Source organism: Brevundimonas sp. UYEF29 (assembly GCF_040546195.1).
Lineage (GTDB): Bacteria > Pseudomonadota > Alphaproteobacteria > Caulobacterales > Caulobacteraceae > Brevundimonas > Brevundimonas huaxiensis.
Genome location: NZ_JBEPNH010000003.1, coordinates 448,883 through 467,471 on the forward strand (window position 1 = coordinate 448,883; position 18,589 = coordinate 467,471).

Genomic DNA, 18,589 nt, shown 5'->3' on the forward strand with positions numbered 1-18,589 from the left:
GCGCTCAGCCATAACTCAGGTTCGACGCTGGCCGGTCGGCCCGGGCGACCGACTGTACAGCGCCAAGTTCACCACGAGCTGCCTGTGTATCGCCGCTCCGTCGAGCAGGAAGTTCTGCTCGTAGAACCGACCGTCCCGGATTTTGTGAAAACATGTTCGGCGCATTTCACGGTCGCGCCGTTGGGTTCGGCCCCCAACCACGTGGAGATGGGAACACCCGTGTGAAGAATATTGCCGCAATCCGATCGTCGTCCATGGCGACATCCTGCAGGTGAAGGTCCTGATGACGGCCTGCATGCGCGCCCACCTCTCTTCTCGCCGACCGGCGGGAAGAGAGACCAAGGCGTCGCGCCCGCGCCCTCGGAAGGGCGCGGGAGCGGTAGAACTCTTAGACGTGGGCGTTCTTTTCGGGGTTGAACCCGTCCCAACTCTCGAACACGTCCATGAAGCCCGGGACCGTATCCTTGCGGGACCAGTCGCGCTGGAGCTCGCACCACAGCTGAGTTTTGCTGATGAGCTTGCCGCCGGCCTGCTCGACGCGGCGCAGCCCGAGCTCATGCGCCGCCACGGAGGTGCCGCCGATCGCGTCGGCCACGACGTAGACGTCGAACCCTTCGCGCAGTGCGTCGAGTGCGGGGAAGGCAAGGCAGACCTCGGTCCACAGCGCGGTCATGATCAGCTTCTTGCGGCCCGTGGCGAGGACGGCTTGCTTGAATTCCACATCTTCCCACGCATTCACCGTCGTGCGGTCGATGACCGGCGTGTCAGGCAGCAGGTCCATGAGGGGTTGAATCGGCGCTTTGTTGAGGCCCGTCGCCACGTTCACCGACGAGTGGATGACCGGGACGTTGTAATTCACGACCGCCTTGACGGTGTGGACGATGTTGAAGAGCAGTTCCTCCTGGCCGATGGACCGGATCGAGCTGACCTGGATCGGCTGATAGTCGATCAGAAGAAAAGCGCAGTTTTGCGGCGTGAGGAGGTGATCGGTTTTCGGATCACGGATGGGTTCGCTAGCCATTACAGATACTCCTGGCGTTGAGATCGGGATGCGCCTGCGCGCAAGCACGCAGGCTGACGACGCCCGGCCGGGTCGGGGGATTGGGGGGAAGCCCGGCCAAGGCGACGATGGGGTCAAGGTAGCCCCCTCGCCTGTCGCCGTCCGCCTGGACCGGGAGAACTCAGTGTTCTCCAGTCCGGCGCCGCCGCTGGTCAGCCGACGGGCTAGACCTTCCCGGGGGCCCGCCCCTGGCAACCCCGTCACGAGCGGAAACCTGACACGGCGGCGCCGTGCGGACATCGCCCGAGCACCGGTCGCCAAGAAGGCTTCGGCGCGACAACACGAGACCAGAGACCGTCATGACGCTTCAGCGCCCCCGCTCCGCCCCGCCCCCCTCCTCAGCCCCGGCCGCCGCCTGGCTGGCGAAGGCGGGCGCGGTCGCCTACGTGATCTGGGGCCTGCTCCACGTTCAGGCGGCGTGGAAGGTCTACAGTCTCGGACAGCAGATGGCGGACGGCATGGAACGCGCGCGAGTTCTGCAGAACGCCTGGAACCTGCTCTGCTTCGCCCTGATAGCGATCGTAGCCGCGGTGGTCCTGAACTGGCGGAACAGTTCACGGGGCTGGTGGATCAACCTCGTGGCCGTGAGCGCCACCGATATCGGCTTCATCGCCGTCGTCCTGGCCCCGGGCTATATGCCGCTATTGGCGCTGCGATTGCTCAGGCCTTGGCCGAGCGCGGCGCGGACGTCGCCATCACCTACCAAAACTCCCCGCAGCGCGCGGACAGCGTCGTCGCTGCGATCCAGAAGGTCGGGCGCCGCGGCCTCGCCGTGAAGGCCGACAGCGCCGACACCGACGCCATCGAGAGCGCCGTAGCTGAGACGGTCAATGCGCTCGGCGGCTTGGACATCCTGGTCAATAGCGCGGCCATCGGACTAGCCGGTCCCGTCGCGGATCTGGACCTCGCTCAATTCCAGACCCTGATGGACGTGAATGTTCGCGGACCCGTCGCCTTTTCCAAGGCCGCGATCCCGCACCTCGGTCAGGGCGGGCGGATCATCTCGATCGGCTCCGCCTTGGGTGATCGGGTCCCCTTCCCTGGGGTGACGGCCTACGCCATGACGAAATCGGCTCTACTGTCCTTCACGCGCGGCCTTTCGCGGGAGCTTGGTCCGCTCGGCGTCACCGTGAACCTCGTCTCGCCAGGATCGACCGATACCGAGGCCAATCCGGCTGACGGCGAAGGCGCCGATTTTCAGCGCGGTCTGTCGTCCGTGGGACGCTATGCGGACCCGCGCGAAATCGCCGACGCCGTCGCCTTCCTGGCCAGCCCGGCGGCCAGCATGATCAACGGCACGGTTATAACGGTCGACGGCGGCGCGAACGCCTAGCCTGTCAAAGACGCCCGCATCGGCGCATTGCCGATGCGGGCGTTGACACGGGCGACGCCGTCGGTAGCGGCGCAGAGCAGCGGTTTATAACGTCGATCTGGCGTTGGAAGGCTCGCGGGTTCTGGGATCGAATCCCTACCGGTCGCTCCATGCCTCAAGGACTGAGAACGGCGCTTCACGACGTCTGCTTTGGAGCAGCAAGCAAGGCTGTGGCTTTCTGCGGCCAACCGAGCAGGCCGCGAAGCGTGATCCGATCATTCAGCAAACGGCGCGCGCTATCCGCCAAGCCGCCACCGTTAGGCTTCAGGGATCAGGGGTCCTTATTGACGCCGACCACACAGCTAACGGGATCCCTTTTCTACGCCGGTCCACACTTCAGCGCCTATCTCGCTACTTTCGAGACGGTATAACCACCTGATCGGCCAGCAGTCGGTCGAGCTTCAGGGCGACCGCGCCACCGTTCGCCAGCTACAGGATCAATCGCGCGTCGGTTGACCGCCCCATCGTTGATCCACCTACGCCCGGCCCCCCAGTCCGGGAGTTGATCGTCACCTGACCCCGGAGTTTCCATGACCAAGGCGTCTGATCTGTTCGTCGCATGCCTCGAACAGGAGGGTGTCGAATACGTATTCGGCGTGCCGGGCGAGGAGAATCTCGACCTTCTGGACAGCCTGTCCCGATCAAAACAGATCCGGCTGATCCTCACGCGCCACGAACAGGGCGCAGGATTCATGGCGGCGACCTATGGCCGGCACACGGGCAAGGTCGGCGTCTGCCTGGCGACGCTGGGTCCAGGCGCGACCAATCTCGTCACCACGGCCGCCTATGCGCAGCTGGGCGGCATGCCAATGATGATGATCACCGGCCAGAAGCCGATCAAGTCCTCCAAACAGGGACGATTCCAGATTCTGGATGTGGTCGACATGATGCGGCCGATCACCAAATACACGCATCAACTGGCCTCGGCCGACAACATCCCCGCCCGGGTGCGCGAGGCCGTGCGCCTGGCCCAGGAGGAAAAGCCCGGCGCGACGCATCTGGAACTGCCCGAAGACGTCGCCCGCGAACAGACCGACAACGGCCCGATCCCCGCGAGCCAGGTGCGCCGTCCCATTCCAGACCCCAAGTCGATCCAGATCGCGGCCGACCGGATTGCGCGGGCCAAATCCCCGCTTCTGATCGTCGGGGCGGGCGCCAACCGCAAGATGACCAGCCGGATGCTTACCGAGTTCGTCGAGAAAACCGGCATCCCCTTCATCACCACCCAACTGGGCAAAGGCGTCATCGACGAGCGCAATCCGAAATATCTCGGCTGCGCCGCTCTTTCGTCAGGCGACTTCGTTCATCGCGTCGTCGATGCGGCGGACGTCATCATCAATGTCGGCCATGATGTCATCGAGAAGCCGCCCTTCTTCATGACTGCCGAGGGTTGCGACGTGATCCACATCGGCTTCCGCACAGCCGAGGTGGATCCTGTCTATTTCCCCCAGATCGAGGTGGTCGGCGACATAGCCAACGCCATCTGGCAGCTGAAGGAAGCCCTTGACCCGCAGGCCGACTGGACATTCGCGGACATGGAGCGGTTCCGGCGCGCCGAGATCGCGCATTCCGCCGCCTCGGTGGGTGACACGCGCTATCCGGTCTATCCGCAATACCTGGTCGACCAGATCCGGCAGGTGATGCCGGACGACGGCATCGTCTGCCTCGACAACGGCGTCTACAAAATCTGGTTCACCCGGAACTACCCGGCCTACATGCCCAACACCATGCTGGTGGACAACGCGCTGGCCACCATGGGCGCCGGCCTGCCCTCGGCGATGGCGTCGGCCATGATCTGCCCGGGGCGAAAGGTCATGGCCGTCTGCGGCGACGGCGGCTTCATGATGAACAGCCAGGAGATGGAAACCGCCGTCAGGCTGGGGCTCAACCTGGTCGTTCTGGTTCTCAACGACAACAGTTACGGCATGATCCGCTGGAAACAGGCGCATATGGGTTTTGCCGACTGGGGTCTGACCTACGGCAATCCGGACTTCGTCAAATACGCCGAGTCCTACGGAGCACACGGGCACCGCGCGACCAGCGCGGAAGGCCTGCCAGACCTCTTGCGGGCCTGCCTCGATACGCCGGGCGTCCATCTGGTGGAGGTTCCGGTCGACTATGCCGACAACGACCGTATTCTGAACACTGACATTCGTGACCTGAGCGCCGCGCTCTAGGTCAACCGCCAGCCTATGCCGGAGCGATCCTTTGCCCTCCCTGAAGACGTCCTATCCGCTCTACCTGGCCAATGAGGCGCTGAGCCCGAACCAGGACCTCGAGGTCACCAACAAATACTCCGGCGAGGTGGCGACAAGGGTCGCCCTGGCCGACGCGGCGACGATCGACAAGGCCATCGGCGCGGCGGTTCAGGCCACGCGTCCGATGGCCGAGATGGCGGCCTACGAACGCCAGGCGGTCCTCGCCCATTGCGTGACTCGGTTCCAGGAACGGGCGGACGAACTGGCCTATGCCCTGTGCATCGAGGCCGGTAAGCCGATCCGGGACTCGCGCGGCGAGGTCAGCCGACTGATCGACACCTTCCGCATCGCGGCCGAGGAATCCGTGCGCATGACCGGCGAGGTCCAGCCGCTGGACATCTCCGCCCGCGCCAAAGGATATCAAGGCATGTGGAAGCGCGTTCCGATCGGCCCCTGCTCCTTCATCTCACCGTTCAACTTCCCTCTGAACCTTGCGGCGCACAAGATCGCCCCGGCGCTGGCCGTCGGCTGCCCCTTCGTGATGAAACCTGCGTCGAGGACGCCGCTGGGCGCCTTGATCATCGGCGAGGTGCTGGCCGAGACCGACCTTCCCAAAGGCGCTTTCTCCATCCTGCCGGCGACCCGCGACGGCGCGGATCTATTCACCACCGACGACCGGTTGAAGCTGCTTTCGTTCACGGGCTCGCCCGAGGTGGGCTGGGCCCTCAAGGCCAGATCCGGCAAGAAGAAGGTGGTGCTGGAGCTCGGCGGCAATGCTGCGGTGATCGTCGATCGCGATACCGATCTGGCGGACGCCACGGACCGGATCATCTTCGGGGCCTTTTACCAGTCGGGGCAGTCGTGCATCGGCGTGCAGCGCATCCTGATCCACGAGGACATCTACGAGGCCTTGCGGGACATGCTGGTCACCAAGGTCCGCGCGCTCGTCTCTGGCGATCCTCTGGACGAGAACGTCTTCATCGGCCCCATGATTGACGAGGGGGAGGCGCGCCGGCTTGAGAGCTGGATCGCCGAGGCTACCGCTGCGGGCGCGACCCTACTGTGCGGCGGCGGCCGTCAGGGCGCGATGTTGGAAGCGACGCTGCTGGAGGGCGTAGGTCGGGGCCTGAAGATCCGCGACGAGGAGGCGTTCGGGCCGGTCGCGATCCTGTCCCGTTTCTCCGATTTCGAGGTTGCGCTGGAAGAGGTCAACGACAGCCGGTTCGGCCTGCAGGCCGGTATCTTCACTCGCGACATCCACAAGGCGATGCGGGCCTGGGAGGTGCTGGAGGTCGGCGGCGTGCTCATCGGCGACGTTCCCAGCTATCGCGTGGACAACATGCCGTATGGCGGGGTCAAGGATTCAGGGCTGGGACGCGAGGGGGTCAAGTTCGCCATGGAAGACATGACCGAAATCCGCAACCTGGTGATCAGAAGGCACGGGTAGTCGCCATCGCTCCACATCCGGCGTTGAAGTCCGGAAGCCAGGGGCAGAGACGCTTTGGCCGACGACTGGATGATCGGATCGTGGCTGGCGGCCTCTTCGGATAAGCTCGCTCTTGCGACTCCGAAGTATGGTGGAGCGCATCACCATACGAGGACGGAACATGGGGCGGTTTACGTTGGCTGTCGAAGACATGCCTGAGGACCACTGGGATCTTCTGCTCGCTTTTACGGACCTTATCGAAACCGCGTTGCTCGAACCAAGCGTCAATCTCGAGCCCGCCTACGCATTTCTCCGGCGGCATTTTACGCGCGACACCGGTATGTCCGACCTTGTGCCAGACTTCGTCGAAGACAGCGCGGACCTGCCGGCGCTCACGCGATATCTGGCCAGAACTGGCCTTTCGATTGATGAGCAGATCGCCCACGTGCATGAGGCATTTGAACCCCTCGGCGAATACATGGAGCTCGTTTTTCGCCCGAGATCAACAAACTACGCTCGCACCTTTTGGCCCGACAAACCCAAAGACACGCCATTTGCACCCCTCCCAGGCAGTCTTCCTGTAGCGATCGAGCCAACTCCTTCTTCCTCAGAGGATGAGCCGTTCGATAACTTTGACATGCCGCTTACAGCGCGAGCGCAACGAGTGGTCCGGCTAGCGCCGATTGCTCTTGAAGGTCTGGAACGGCTGATCCGTGATCGGAGCATTCCGGGAGCCTCAAACGCATCTCAACCGCTTCTGTGGGAGGAGATCGACGCTCTCCACAGGCTCCATCGGGAACTCGGCGACCTGCTGCGTTTGGCCCGCGCAGGACGCCCTTTTGAAACCCAATGGGCTGCGGTTAGTGAGCTTTTCCAAGGCGTATTTCGTCTTGGAAAGGAAACTGGAGAACTCTTCGTCAATGGGCTCCCCCCGCTCGCGGCATCCGCCCTCCCCGCGCTAGGTACTTTAACCCACATTCCCCAAGTAAATCGCTGATTTTGCTGTCAGGATCTCAATATTTCCGATATAAATCATGGTGTTGATGGCCGTGAGGGGCGCGTTTGATGGATCACCCAGAGGGTGCGGGTTCGAAGCGGGCAGATCGGGTCGAGTTCGACCGCCGGGTGCATGTGGAGTTCCGAGGTGCGCAGCTCAGTTCCGACGGCGGCCTGCTGGTGATGCGCGAGCTGGATGACGCGCTCGGGCTGTCCGATCTGGCGGCAAAAGCATTGCGCGACACCCGGCGCGGCAAGAACACGGTCCACCGGCTTGACGGGTTGTTCCGGCAATCGGTGTTCGGGCGACTGGCCGGATACGAGGATGTGAACGACGCCGACCGCCTGGCCCTCGATCCGGTGATGCGCCAGGTCGTGGGTGGAAGGGCTGTCGATGCGCAAGCGGCCTCGGCCTCGCAGATGGGACGGTTCGAGACCGAGACACTGGCACAGCCCGAGAACCGTGCCGCGCTGGCCGACCTGAATGGCCAATGGATCGACCGGTTCCATGACCGTAACGGGCTGAAGTACATCGTTCTGGACATGGACAGTTCGGTCAGCCCCACCCATGGCGATCAGGAGGGCGCGGCCTGGAACGGGCATTTCGACTGCACCTGCTATCACCCGAACTTTTTGTTCAACCAGTTCGGCATGCTGGAGCGCTGCGCCTTGCGCCATGGCAACGTCCACAGCGCCGATGGCTGGCGGGACGTTCTCGACCCCGTCATCGCCCGCTACGCGGAGCGCGACCTTTGCGGCCGGTTCTTCCGGGCTGACGCCGCCTACGCGATCCCCGCGATCTATGAGCGGCTGGAAGAAGCCCGATTCTTCTACGCCATCCGGCTGCCTGCGAACAACGTCCTGCGCGAGAAGATCGCGCATCGGCTGACGCGCCCTGTCGGGCGACCTTCGCTGACCAAGGTCAAGCGCTTCTACGAAGACTTCGAGTATCAGGCGGCATCCTGGGACAAGGAACGCCGGGTGATCGCCAAGATCGAATGGCATCCGGGCGAACTGTTCCCGCGTGTCGGCTTCATCGTCACCAACCTGCCGATGGAGCCCGACTGGGTGGTGCGGTTCTATAACCAGCGCGGCACCGCCGAGCAGCACATCAAGGAAGGTAAATATGCCTTCCACTGGACGCGGCTGTCATGCCGGAAGTTCCGCGACAATGAGGTGCGACTGCAACTGCATGCGCTGGCCTACAACCTGGCCATCTTCTTGCGCTGCATCGAGTTGCCCGAGACGATGGCCGACTGGTCGTTGACCAGCCTGCAACTGAAGCTGATCAAGATCGGGGCACGTGTCGTCCGCCATGCCCGCGCCATCACCTTCCAGCTGGCCGAGGTGGCCGTCACCGGTCCGATGGTCCGCGCCATCCTCGCCGCCATCCGCCGATTGCGAGCGCCTCCGCTATGCGCATGACCGCCATCCACGCCCAAACTGAACGAAAACGGCAGGATGGGTCTGTCCGCTGCGCTGAAAAACACCGCCACCAGGGCACAACACGGCGGCTTCGCGGGCCGATCTGCCCTGTCTCAGCGCCTTGCGCGCCCGACGACGCCGCTCGGGACGGAAAATGATTGTCCTGCGGTCGGATTCAGGCGAAACTCACGTCAGACGGCATGCCACTTGGGGAATGTATGTTTGGAACTCCGCCTCTGAGACAGCGTTGCCGTTCCTTGATCCGCAGTTTCAGGGGGCTCTCATGCCACGATGGACAACGCCAACCCGTCTGGGAGGCTGGCTGACCCTGCTTCTCGGCGTCCTGCTGGCCGTGATCGGTCTGATCCTGACCGTCGGCGGGGTGCAGTTGGCCGCTCTGGGCGGCTCCTGGTACTATGTCCTGGCTGGCCTGGCGCTTATCGCCTCGGGCGTGTTGCTGGTGCTGCGCGACGTGCGTGGGGCGTGGATATACGCCGCGACCTTCTTGGCGACGCTGATCTGGGCCTTCTGGGAAAAGGGCTTGAACGGTTGGGCCCTGGTGCCGCGCCTGGTCGGGCCGCTGGTGCTGATGTTCTTGGTCATCGCGACCCTGCCGGCGCTGCGGCGCGGCGCGGGGCGGCTGGCCGCCGGATCGGCGGCCGGTCTGGCGGTTCTGACCCTGATCTTCGGCGTCGTCATCGCCCAGGCCAACAAGGCGCAGATCGACCACCCGGTGCCCGGCGCGCGCGGAAGCTACAACGATCCCGCCCTGCTGAAGACGGGCGCGGACTGGCCCGCCTGGGGCGGCACCGACAGCGCGCAGCGCTATACGCCGCTGACCCAGATCAACAAGGACAACGTCGGCCGCCTGGAACGCGCCTGGACCTTCCGCACCGGCGACCTGCCCGGCGAGCGGTGGGGGGCGGAGACCACGCCGCTGAAGATCGGCGACACCGTTTATCTGTGCTCGGCCCGAAACAAGCTGTTCGCCCTGGATGCCAATACGGGCCAGCAGAAGTGGACCTATGATCCGCAGGTCGCCGACGACCAGATTCCCTACACGGCCGCCTGCCGCGGCGTGGCCTATCATGCCCGGGCGAACGCCAATCCGGCCGAACCCTGCGCGGTCAAGATCATCGAAGGCACCCTGGACGGCCGCATCATCGCCGTGGACGCCCGCACCGGGCGTCCGTGCCCGGCCTTCGGCCAGAACGGCGCGGTCAGCATCAAGGTCGGCATGGGCGACCCCTATCCCGGCATGGTGTCGATCACCTCGGCGCCCGTCATCGTGCGTGGCGTTATCGTCACGGGCCACCAGGTTCTGGACGGCCAGAAGCGGTGGAACGCCTCGGGCGTGATCCAGGGCTTCGACGTCGAGACGGGCGAACTGCGCTTCGCCTGGGACATGATGCGTCCGGACCGCAACGGCCTGCCGCCGGAGGGCGAGACCTATACGCCCGGCACCCCCAACATGTGGACGACGGCCTCTGTCGACGAGAATCTGGGTCTGGTCTATCTGCCGATGGGCAACTCCTCGGCCGACTACTGGTCCAGTTCGCGCCGCCCGCTGGAGAAGCAGTATTCGACCTCCATCGTCGCCCTGGACGTGACGACGGGCAAACCGCGCTGGCACTACCAGACCGTCCACAACGACGTGTGGGACTTCGACCACGGCTCGCAGGCGACGCTGATCGACTTCCCGACGGCGGCGGGCGTGGTACCGGCGCTGCTGGTGCCGACCAAGCAAGGCGACATGTACGTCTTCAACCGCGCCACCGGACAACTGCTGCACCGGGTCGAGGAACGGCCGGTGCCGACCACCGGCGGGACCGAACAGGGCCAGCGTTCGCCGACCCAGCCGTTCTCGCTGTTCGCCACCTTGCGCAAGCCGAACCTGGTCGAGGCCGACATGTGGGGCATGTCCCCGATCGACCAGATGTTCTGCCGCATCAACTTCAAGAAGGCGAACTATCAAGGCTATTACACCCCGCCCTCGACCAACCACTACATCAACTATCCGGGCTATAACGGCGGCTCGGACTGGGGCGGCGTGGCGGTCGATCCCGTGCGCGGCGTGATCGTGGCCAACTACAACGACATGCCCAACTACAACCGGCTGGTGCCGCGCGCCGAGGCCAATGCAAAGGGCTGGTTCCCGCGCGACGACCCGCGCTACATCGCCCAGCAGAAGGAAGCGGCCGAACGCGGCGGCAGCCTGTCCAAGGGCGAAGGCGCCGGCGACCCGCAGATCGGCGTGCCCTACGCCATCGACGTCAACGCCGGCTGGCGCGTGAAGTGGACGGGCCTGTTGTGCAAGGAGCCGCCCTATGGCGGGATCACCGCCATCGACATGCGTACCGGCCAGACCCTGTGGGACCGTCCGTTCGGCACGGCGCGCAAGAACGGCCCGTGGGGCATCCCCTCGATGCTTCCGCTGGAGATCGGCACGCCCAACAACGGCGGCGCGGTGGTGACGGCCAGCGGCCTGATCTTCATCGCCGCGGCGACCGACGACCTGATCCGCGCCATCGACATCGAGACCGGCAAGACCGTCTGGTCCGACGTCCTGCCCGCGGGCGGCCAGGCCAACCCCATGATCTACGAGCAGAACGGCCGCGAATACCTGGTCATCATGGCCGGCGGCCATCACTTCATGGAGACGCCGGAAGGCGACTATGTGATCGCCTATGCTCTGCCCGAGGGCAGAGCATAGGATTGCTCTGCGGGCCCATCGCGCTTCGCGCGGCTTGAGGCCCGGATGAGGTGAACGGCGAGGAGCCGGAGGCGGAGACGTCTCCGGCTTCCTGCTGTCACGGCCGGATCTGGCCCTGGCCGCGGACGACGTATTTGTAGGTGGTCAGCTGCTCGGCGCCGACGGGGCCGCGGGCGTGCAGGCGGTTGGTGGAGATGCCGATCTCGCCGCCGAAGCCGAACTCACCGCCGTCGGCGAACTGGGTGGAGGCGTTGACCAGGACGATGGCGCTGTCGACCTGGGCGGCGAAACGCTCGGCCGCCTCGGCGTCGGCGGTGACGATAGCCTCGGTGTGGCCCGAGCCGTAGCGGGCGATGTGGTGCACAGCGGAATCGACAAGAGCCGAGCTGATCGTCAAACCTGCAATAGACTGATCGAAAGCTCCGCGCTCCGCCTTGAGGCGTCCGTCTAGGATAGTGACGAGGGCAAGATTGGCATCCTGAACCGCCTCTCCAGTGTCGGCATTTATCACGGCCATGATTGGGTCGGCGTATACCCCTTTAAAGGCGTGCGAGGCGATGCTCCATCTGGACACAACTTCTAGCGCGACCATTGCTGCGGGCGTGGTTGCCGGAACCTTTGCCTTGAAACCAGGAACGAAGAAAACATCGACCTAGGTGCGCGCTCATACGATCCGCATCCCCGGTCAGAACCGAAGACCAGGACTCGACTCGGCCTCCTCGCTTACTAAGAGATGATCCGGAAGCGGCCACGGCGTCGCGTGCCGGCCGATACGGTAGGGCGCCATCGACTCCGTCAGCGCCCAGGTCTCATTTCGATCCGTGGTCAGTTCAGGGCGCAAGTAGTTGGCGTATACCCAGCGGAAGCGCGGATTGTCGGGCGTGAACTGGTGGGCCTCTACCATGTTTCGAACGTGCCTGACGGTGTTCACGTCGCGTCCGCCCATGGTCTCGACGCCGACGTGGACGACACCAGGCCGGTCGGCCGGCAGCTGCCGCTCGGCCTTCGCAACCACCTGCCGGAAGTGCTTGGCCTTGTGCCGGATGGCGGCGGGCGAGGAACTTGTCCAGGTCACAACGCTCACACGGTAGATGGTATGGGCGTAGATTGGCCGCTTCTTCGCCGGGCGCCACCGGGCCGAGAAGCTGTGGTCGGCTTCGTGATCGTAGTTGCCGGAGACCAGTTCGATCATCCGGCTCGACCCGTAGAACACGTCGTCATGGGCCATGACCCGGCGCGCCAGATGCCAGGTCGGCGCGGCGATCGCACCGTCCGAGACCTGATCGGACCAGACTGCCCGCTTTTCGCGAAGGGCCGTCTCCACCCGGTTTACGAGATAGTCGGGCGGGACGTCCTGAAGTTCGACCTTGAAGTCGATTGTCAGGATGAAGGACGTGTCCAGGCGCTCCCTCAGGCGATGGACGGGCGCAGCGAGCGCCAAGCCAAGCTGACGCTCTTTGATGGCGTAGGCCGATGGCATGAGGCGCTTGCATTCGATGGCCCAGCGACGAGTGCCCCGGGAGGCATGCAAGTCCGGGGTCGGCGGTCCGCCACGGATTTCTTGTACGAACCGGGTGTCCCAGCCATGCCTGTTCCAGGCTAGGGCGACCAGCAGTTCATAAATGCCGGGCTCGGGCTGGCGCCGATCGCCCGTCATCAGGCGCGCGGCCCGGTCCTCGGCACCCGGTATCGCCCGCAATCGCCCCAACTCCAGGCCGAGGCGCTTCAGGTAGGGAACAGACCGAACCATGGCGTCCGGCACGAAGCTCTCGCGGTTGGCGGCGAAGGCCTCGCCCTGGACGATCCACCACGCCGCGGCGTCGGATGGATCAAAGGGATCGGCGTGTTGGCCTCGCTTCCAAGCTTCGAGCGCCGACGCAAGGTGAGCGCGCTGGACCTCAAGCCGGCCCTCCATTTCACTGACCGGCACGAAGCCTTTCAGCCAATCGACCGCGGCGCGCACGTCTTCGTCACGCCAATCGTGGCCCGTGCGCGGCGCGATCCAGTTTGGGTCGGGGAAAGGCATAGCCCACCATCAACGTTAAAGCTGTGGCGGGGCAAGAGGCCTCTCGTTGGCGGAGGGTGAGTGGCCTGTTGCCTCCGGGCCGCGACCGTCTAACTGTCGGCTGGGAGCTGTAAGGGAGGGTGCTTAAGCGGCAATGATAGAGCAGCGGCTAGAACCTCATGGCCTGGCTCAGTCTCGCTGCCGTCTTGTTCGCCACAAGCTTCAGCGGATCATCGCTCAGGTGCGCGTAGATCTCGGTCGTCCTCGCCTGCTTATGGCCGAGAACCTTTCCGACGAGGAACAGTGACGCGCCATCCGCGATGGCGAAGCTCGCGAAACTGTGCCGGAGGTCATGGAGTCGGACGGTCGTTAATGACCGGACTTCGCGAAGGTCGCCGCCCAGGTCGTGGATCCGCCGATGCAGGATCGCATCCGCTCTTGCCTTGACCTTGGTCCACAGATTGGGGAGGCCGACGAAGTGGCCGTCTCCCTTCAGGGCGGGCAGCACCCAGGGCGATCCCGTGCCAAGCGCCGGCGTCGTGTCCCCCGAGTTGTGGCCCCTCGACGCCTCGGGAGCTCGGGTCTCGTCCCAACGACGCCGGAGCACCGCGATCGCATCGTCGGCCAGCGGCACGACCTTGGCCCCAGTCTTTGACTCGGGGAGGCGCAGGCAGCCCTTGGACCAGTCGACGAAGTCCCATTGCAGCGTCAGGATTTCCGATTTGCGGCACCCGGTCAGCATCAGCAGGCGCACCGAGTCGGCCATGACGGCGTAGCGCTCGTCCTCGCGCTCAAACTCCGCCAAGGCCTCGGCGAGCGCGGCAATTTCCCGCTCGGATAGGTATCGCTCCTTTCGGATCGTTTTGAACCTTTCGACGCCTTTGGTCGGGTTCTTCTGGAGATACTCGGCCTTAATCGCGAACTCGTAGACCGCCCCGAGCGTGATCACCGCCATCGCGGCCACGCGCTTGCCGCCCCTCACCTTCGACCGACGACGGTGTCCAAGCATGACGTTTCTGGCCGTCTTGCCCTGAGAGATGTCGAACTGCATCCGCGACACATCCATCGCGGTGACGTCGCGGGCGAGATGCCGGCCGAGCAGCGGCTTGATGTGGCAATCGAACATGATGCGGTTCGTCTCCCAGCTTGAGTCCTTCTTATTCGGCTTCAGCGCGGGTCCCTGCTCGAGATAGAGGTCGGTCAGCGCTTCCACGGTCAGCGCGTTCCTGTCGGCGACCTTCTGGGCTTGGGGATCGACCCCGTCCCTCACGTCCTGAAGTTTCTCGATCGCCCGGTCACGCGCCTCATCAAGACCATACCCTCCGTCGGCCTTGCCAAGGGTGAGCTTCCGGAACCGGCCTCCCAGTCGATAAAAGAGGACATAGCTGCGTCCGCCTCCGGGCCTGACGCGAACTCCAAAGCCTGTGACCTGGGTGTCCCACACGCAGAACTCGGCGGCTGCGGGTTCTAGGTTTTCAATAAGTTTCTTCGTCAGTTTCGGCATCGAACGGCCCAAAAAAGGTAGCGTATGGGTAGCAGAAAGTGCGATTTGCTACCTGTTTCCGCCATTTGCACATCGTACCGGAAAACAGGATTTCTACAATCTTTTCCGTAAGTTGGAACAGAATGAGATGACCTGAAAAGGCATGAAATAGGAACATTATCCTAATGGCATGCAAGAGGTCAGCGGTTCGACTCCGCTAAGCTCCACCAATCAGTCTCCCCCTTTCACCGGCCAGCCGGGGAAGGGGGAGACTGGCCACTCTTTTCAGACAGTTAGACGGTTAACCCGGACGCCAATCCCGCCGTGGAGAGGATTCCCGCGCGGTTTGGTCGGCTGTTCCCCGCCCCATTCTCCAGGCCCACATTTCCACTTCCGGGTTTGGCCGCCGGTGTTCGCGGAGAAAGGTTAGCCCGAACCGGGCCGCCGCCGGAGGACCGGCGGCGGGATTTAAGTCTCCGATCGTGAGGAAGGGTCGGGTCTAGCCGACCGCGCCGATGGCCATGAACAGCCTGCGCTGCTCGTTCCAGTCCATCGGGAAGGGGCGGGCGATCAAGGCGCCGAGTGACAGGGCCTGGGGCTGACGCCCCGCGACGATCTGCTCCACCAGGTCCGGCGCCATGTAGGCCAGGGGCAGGATCTGGCCGAGATAACGAACACAGAGATTCTCGGCCTTGGCCAGTTGGGCGGTCGATCCATGACGACCGGTCCTGAGGTCGGCCGTCCATCGCCTGGCCATGGCGACGGCCCTGACCAGGGCGCGATCGATCCGATTGGCCGCCGTTGGGGATTGTCCTTCCGCCTCGATCAGTACGGCGTTGTGCCGATGCTTCAGCCGCACGGGCAGGATCCATTCCGTCTCGCCATCGGCTCGCTCCTGTCGTTCAGCGCCCTGGATCATCCGGTCTCTGGGAATCGACCCCTTGGCCGTCAGGATACGAACCTGCGTCTCGCCGAGGGTGACCCTGGTTACGGCGCTCCTCAGTCGCTGGTCGGGATCGGCGTCCAGCCTCCAGGCTGGATCGAGCGCCGGTAGGATCCCGTTGGCGACAAAGGCCTCGATCACCCCGGCGGCGATTCGACCGACGCTGCCGACCTCGTCCTTCCTTCCATTTTCCAGGGCGACCGAGGAGTAAAACCGGTAACGCTGGCCAGCCTTGCCCTTGGTGTGGACCGGCCGCATCGTATGACCCCGGTCATCCTTCAGGATGCCGCAGAGTAGGCCGCTGGTTCCCCGGGCGCGATCCTCGGCGAGTGATTGGCTGCGCCGCGTCAAAGCCGCGTTCACAGCCTCCCAGGTCTCGGGAGGCACGATCGCCTCGTGCGCCCCCTCGACCAGCTTCTCCTTGTGCCTGAGCGCGCCCTTGTAGACGGGGTTCATCAGGATCAGCCGCAAGGCGCCGGGACTGATCACCGCCCCGCCCCGAACCTTGCCGGCCTTGGTCGTCCGGAGCTTGGATCGAACGCCCTGTCGCTTCAGTTCGGCCTGCAGTTCCAGGACCGAGCGCAGTTCGAGGTATCTCTCGAAGATCATCCTGACCGTGGGCGCCTCATCGGCGTTCGGGATCAGCCTGTGGTCCACGCCATCGTATCCCAGCGGCGGCGGCCCGCCCATCCACATGCCCTTGGCCTTGGACGCCGCGATCTTGTCCCGGATACGCTCCGCCGTGACCTCCCGTTCGAACTGGGCGAAGGACAGCAGCACGTTCAGCGTCAGGCGCCCCATGCTGTTGGTGGTGTTGAAGGCTTGGGTCACCGAGACGAAGCTGACGCCCCTGGTGTCGAAGGCCTCCACCATCTTGGCGAAGTCCGGCAGCGACCGGGTCAGGCGGTCCACCTTGTAGACCACCACGATGTCGATCTCGCCCTTGGCGATGTCGGCCATGAGTTGCTTCAGCCCCGGCCGCTCCATGCTGCCGCCGGAATAGCCGCCATCGTCATATTCCCTGGGTAGGGCCTGCCAGCCCTCGCCGGCCTGGGACAGGACATAGGCCTCGCAGGCCTCCCGCTGGGCGTGCAGGCTGTTGAAGCCCTGTTCCAGCCCCTCCTCGGTGGATTTACGGGTGTAGATGGCGCAGCGGAGGGCTTTCATGGCCGCCCCGCTTTCCTCTGACCGAAGAAGGCCGGTCCGTTCCACTTGGTGCCGGTGATGGCGAAGGCGACCTGACTGAGGGAGGCGAAATCCCGACCCCGGTAGTTGAAGCCTTCCTCCTTCACCCAGACCTCATGGCGTTCGCCTCGCCAGTCCTTCACGAAGCAGCTGCCGGGTTTGATCCTCGGAGCTTGGGACGGCTGGTAAGCCTCGTCCTCGGCGAACCGCTCGGCCAGCTTGGCCAGGCGCTGTTCCATCGTCCGGGACAGGCCACCCTCGCGGGCGACCTGTTCGCGATAGGCGATTTCCCGCGCCATCAGATCGCGGGATCGGAGCTTGGGTGGGGCGGTCATGAACTTCTCCCGCCACTCCGCCCGCAAGCCTTCCAGGGTCACTGTGTCTTCCGTCATCAGGCGGCCCTGATGCGATAGACGGTCAGGCCCTCGACCTTCTCGGTCGCGACCGTCAGGCCCAACTTCTTGCGAATCTGCCCGGCGATGGCGCCGCGCACGCTGTGGGCCTGCCAGCCGGTCGCCGCCATGATCTGAGCCGCCGTCGCGCCTTCGGGGCGGCGCAGAAGCGCGACCACCTGGCTGATCTTGCTGACGCGCGCGGGCTTCAATGCAGCTTCGCCAGCGGGTTTCACATTGTTCTCGTTCATCATTTCTCTCCATCCGCACCGTTGCGGTGGAGCGACCAACGCTTCCTTCCGCCGCCAAGTCCAATGGAAGAATGAGAAATCTCAGCCTTCGGATTCTGTCCGCCGGAGGAGTTCCAGGGCACGGGCTAATATGGCCGTCTCATCCGCGAGCGCCGCCACATCTGGCAGGGCGTCCATCACGTCGGAGGCCGTGGCCAGGTCCCCCGCCTGCTCCAGCCGCGTCCAGATCGCCGACAGCATGAGGTCTTCCAAATGCCGGGATCGGGGGTTCTCGTCTTCACTCTTGGTCATGGCCTCCACACGGCTTCCTTCGGTCAGGAAGTCGAGGGCGAGCCGCAGGGAAAGACGGGTTGGCGCCACCATCGGAAATTGGTGTCGCGATGCGAACCGGACCTTCAGACCGCGCTGTTGCCCATTAACCGGTGTAATCACCCCGGCGCTCTTCCTCCTGACGCAGGGTCTGCAGCGCGACCTTGTTCGATGTCGCCACAAATCGTTCGAAGAACCTCGCGCGACTCTGATCAACCGAGTCGTCCGGCGGTGGCGCCTCCGCCTTCAGAAAGGACCGAAGCAGCCGCCGAATGCTTGTGCCGTCGCGCTGGTCATGACGACGCAGCAATATCTCACGCGCCGCTTCTGACCCTGTTTCTTCCGCAAGTCGATTCGGCGCAAAAACCGGCGCTCGCCGTTCCGCGCTTCGCGCAATCAGGATCGTCCGAACGCACCACAACACTCTCTTGGCAAGTAGGGCTGAATTCAGATCATCCCCGAAATGCACCAAATACCAGCCGAGATCCGCCGCCCGTTGGATATCGTCTTGGTAACTCGCGCGAAAACTAAACGCCTGCTGGAGCTGCAGAAGATACCCGTCTGGATCGACGAGCGGCTTGGCTTCGTGAACGAGGTGGCAGACAAAAAGATCGCCCGTACGGGCGTCGTTTTCCAACTGGCGCCACGGATAGATGAAGAGCGAGAGATGCCCGGCTGACACATGGCGGGTCTCGTCTTCGAGATTGATCATCAACAGGTCGGTGTCGGAGCCCCCCGCGTGATCGGCACGCGCGAGGCTCCCGAACAATAGGGTGGCCGCTATCGCCATGACGGGCGAGTGACTGGTAGTTGGCGATCAGGCGTTCGTCG

General features: G+C 64.2%; 15 protein-coding genes and 1 pseudogene. 7 read left to right on the plus strand and 9 right to left on the minus strand.

Annotated elements, in window-relative coordinates:
- Window positions 1-388: 388 nt before the first annotated feature.
- Window positions 389-1,021, minus strand: coding sequence for a hydrolase (locus ABIB58_RS07715; protein WP_191554971.1), 633 nt, complete (start codon window positions 1,019-1,021; stop codon window positions 389-391).
- A gap of 338 nt (window positions 1,022-1,359) precedes the next feature.
- On the opposite strand from ABIB58_RS07715, the gene ABIB58_RS07720 reads away from it, so the two are divergent.
- From ABIB58_RS07720 to ABIB58_RS07750, 7 genes are all read left to right on the plus strand, one after another.
- On the plus strand, window positions 1,360-1,836 hold the full coding sequence (locus tag ABIB58_RS07720; protein ID WP_291537832.1) for a hypothetical protein: 477 nt from the start codon (window positions 1,360-1,362) through the stop codon (window positions 1,834-1,836).
- Window positions 1,728-2,393 (plus strand): SDR family NAD(P)-dependent oxidoreductase, encoded by a 666-nt coding sequence (locus tag ABIB58_RS07725; protein ID WP_224761173.1) that lies wholly within the window; start codon window positions 1,728-1,730, stop codon window positions 2,391-2,393. Before ABIB58_RS07720 ends, ABIB58_RS07725 begins: the two co-directional genes overlap by 109 nt.
- A 569-nt stretch (window positions 2,394-2,962) precedes the next feature.
- Complete coding sequence (locus ABIB58_RS07730; RefSeq protein WP_191554970.1) at window positions 2,963-4,609, plus strand: acetolactate synthase large subunit; 1,647 nt, start codon at window positions 2,963-2,965, stop codon at window positions 4,607-4,609.
- A gap of 31 nt (window positions 4,610-4,640) precedes the next feature.
- Window positions 4,641-6,077, plus strand: coding sequence for an aldehyde dehydrogenase family protein (locus tag ABIB58_RS07735; RefSeq protein WP_191554969.1), 1,437 nt, complete (start codon window positions 4,641-4,643; stop codon window positions 6,075-6,077).
- A 127-nt stretch (window positions 6,078-6,204) separates the two neighbouring features.
- Window positions 6,205-7,053: a hypothetical protein gene (locus ABIB58_RS07740; protein ID WP_354040120.1), complete on the plus strand. Its 849-nt coding sequence runs from the start codon at window positions 6,205-6,207 to the stop codon at window positions 7,051-7,053.
- A gap of 68 nt (window positions 7,054-7,121) precedes the next feature.
- Complete coding sequence (locus ABIB58_RS07745; protein ID WP_003168745.1) at window positions 7,122-8,477, plus strand: IS1380-like element ISKpn23 family transposase; 1,356 nt, start codon at window positions 7,122-7,124, stop codon at window positions 8,475-8,477.
- A 283-nt stretch (window positions 8,478-8,760) separates the two neighbouring features.
- Window positions 8,761-11,190, plus strand: coding sequence for a membrane-bound PQQ-dependent dehydrogenase, glucose/quinate/shikimate family (locus ABIB58_RS07750; RefSeq protein ID WP_039247742.1), 2,430 nt, complete (start codon window positions 8,761-8,763; stop codon window positions 11,188-11,190).
- Between the two features lie 97 nt (window positions 11,191-11,287).
- On the opposite strand, the pseudogene proA reads toward ABIB58_RS07750, so the two are convergent.
- From proA to ABIB58_RS07790, 8 genes and pseudogenes are all read right to left on the minus strand, one after another.
- Window positions 11,288-11,581 (minus strand): annotated as a pseudogene (gene proA / locus ABIB58_RS07755) (glutamate-5-semialdehyde dehydrogenase); the annotation flags it as partial.
- Window positions 11,582-11,875: 294 nt separating this feature from the next.
- Window positions 11,876-13,216, minus strand: coding sequence for a hypothetical protein (locus tag ABIB58_RS07760; protein ID WP_191554967.1), 1,341 nt, complete (start codon window positions 13,214-13,216; stop codon window positions 11,876-11,878).
- 148 nt (window positions 13,217-13,364) lie between these two features.
- Window positions 13,365-14,699, minus strand: a complete 1,335-nt coding sequence (locus ABIB58_RS07765) for a tyrosine-type recombinase/integrase (protein WP_191554966.1) — start codon at window positions 14,697-14,699, stop codon at window positions 13,365-13,367.
- Between the two features lie 478 nt (window positions 14,700-15,177).
- Window positions 15,178-16,788: a recombinase family protein gene (locus tag ABIB58_RS07770; protein ID WP_017504359.1), complete on the minus strand. Its 1,611-nt coding sequence runs from the start codon at window positions 16,786-16,788 to the stop codon at window positions 15,178-15,180.
- A complete protein-coding gene (locus ABIB58_RS07775; protein ID WP_017504358.1) occupies window positions 16,785-17,198 on the minus strand; it encodes a DUF2924 domain-containing protein in 414 nt (137 codons plus the stop codon). Before ABIB58_RS07775 ends, ABIB58_RS07770 begins: the two co-directional genes overlap by 4 nt.
- Complete coding sequence (locus ABIB58_RS07780) at window positions 17,198-17,449, minus strand: DUF3489 domain-containing protein (protein WP_234287969.1); 252 nt, start codon at window positions 17,447-17,449, stop codon at window positions 17,198-17,200. Before ABIB58_RS07780 ends, ABIB58_RS07775 begins: the two co-directional genes overlap by 1 nt.
- Window positions 17,450-17,530: 81 nt before the next feature.
- Entirely contained in the window at window positions 17,531-17,881 is a 351-nt protein-coding gene (locus tag ABIB58_RS07785) for a hypothetical protein (protein WP_200216358.1), read from the minus strand.
- Complete coding sequence (locus tag ABIB58_RS07790) at window positions 17,865-18,470, minus strand: hypothetical protein (RefSeq protein ID WP_155965882.1); 606 nt, start codon at window positions 18,468-18,470, stop codon at window positions 17,865-17,867. Before ABIB58_RS07790 ends, ABIB58_RS07785 begins: the two co-directional genes overlap by 17 nt.
- Window positions 18,471-18,589 lie beyond the last annotated feature (119 nt).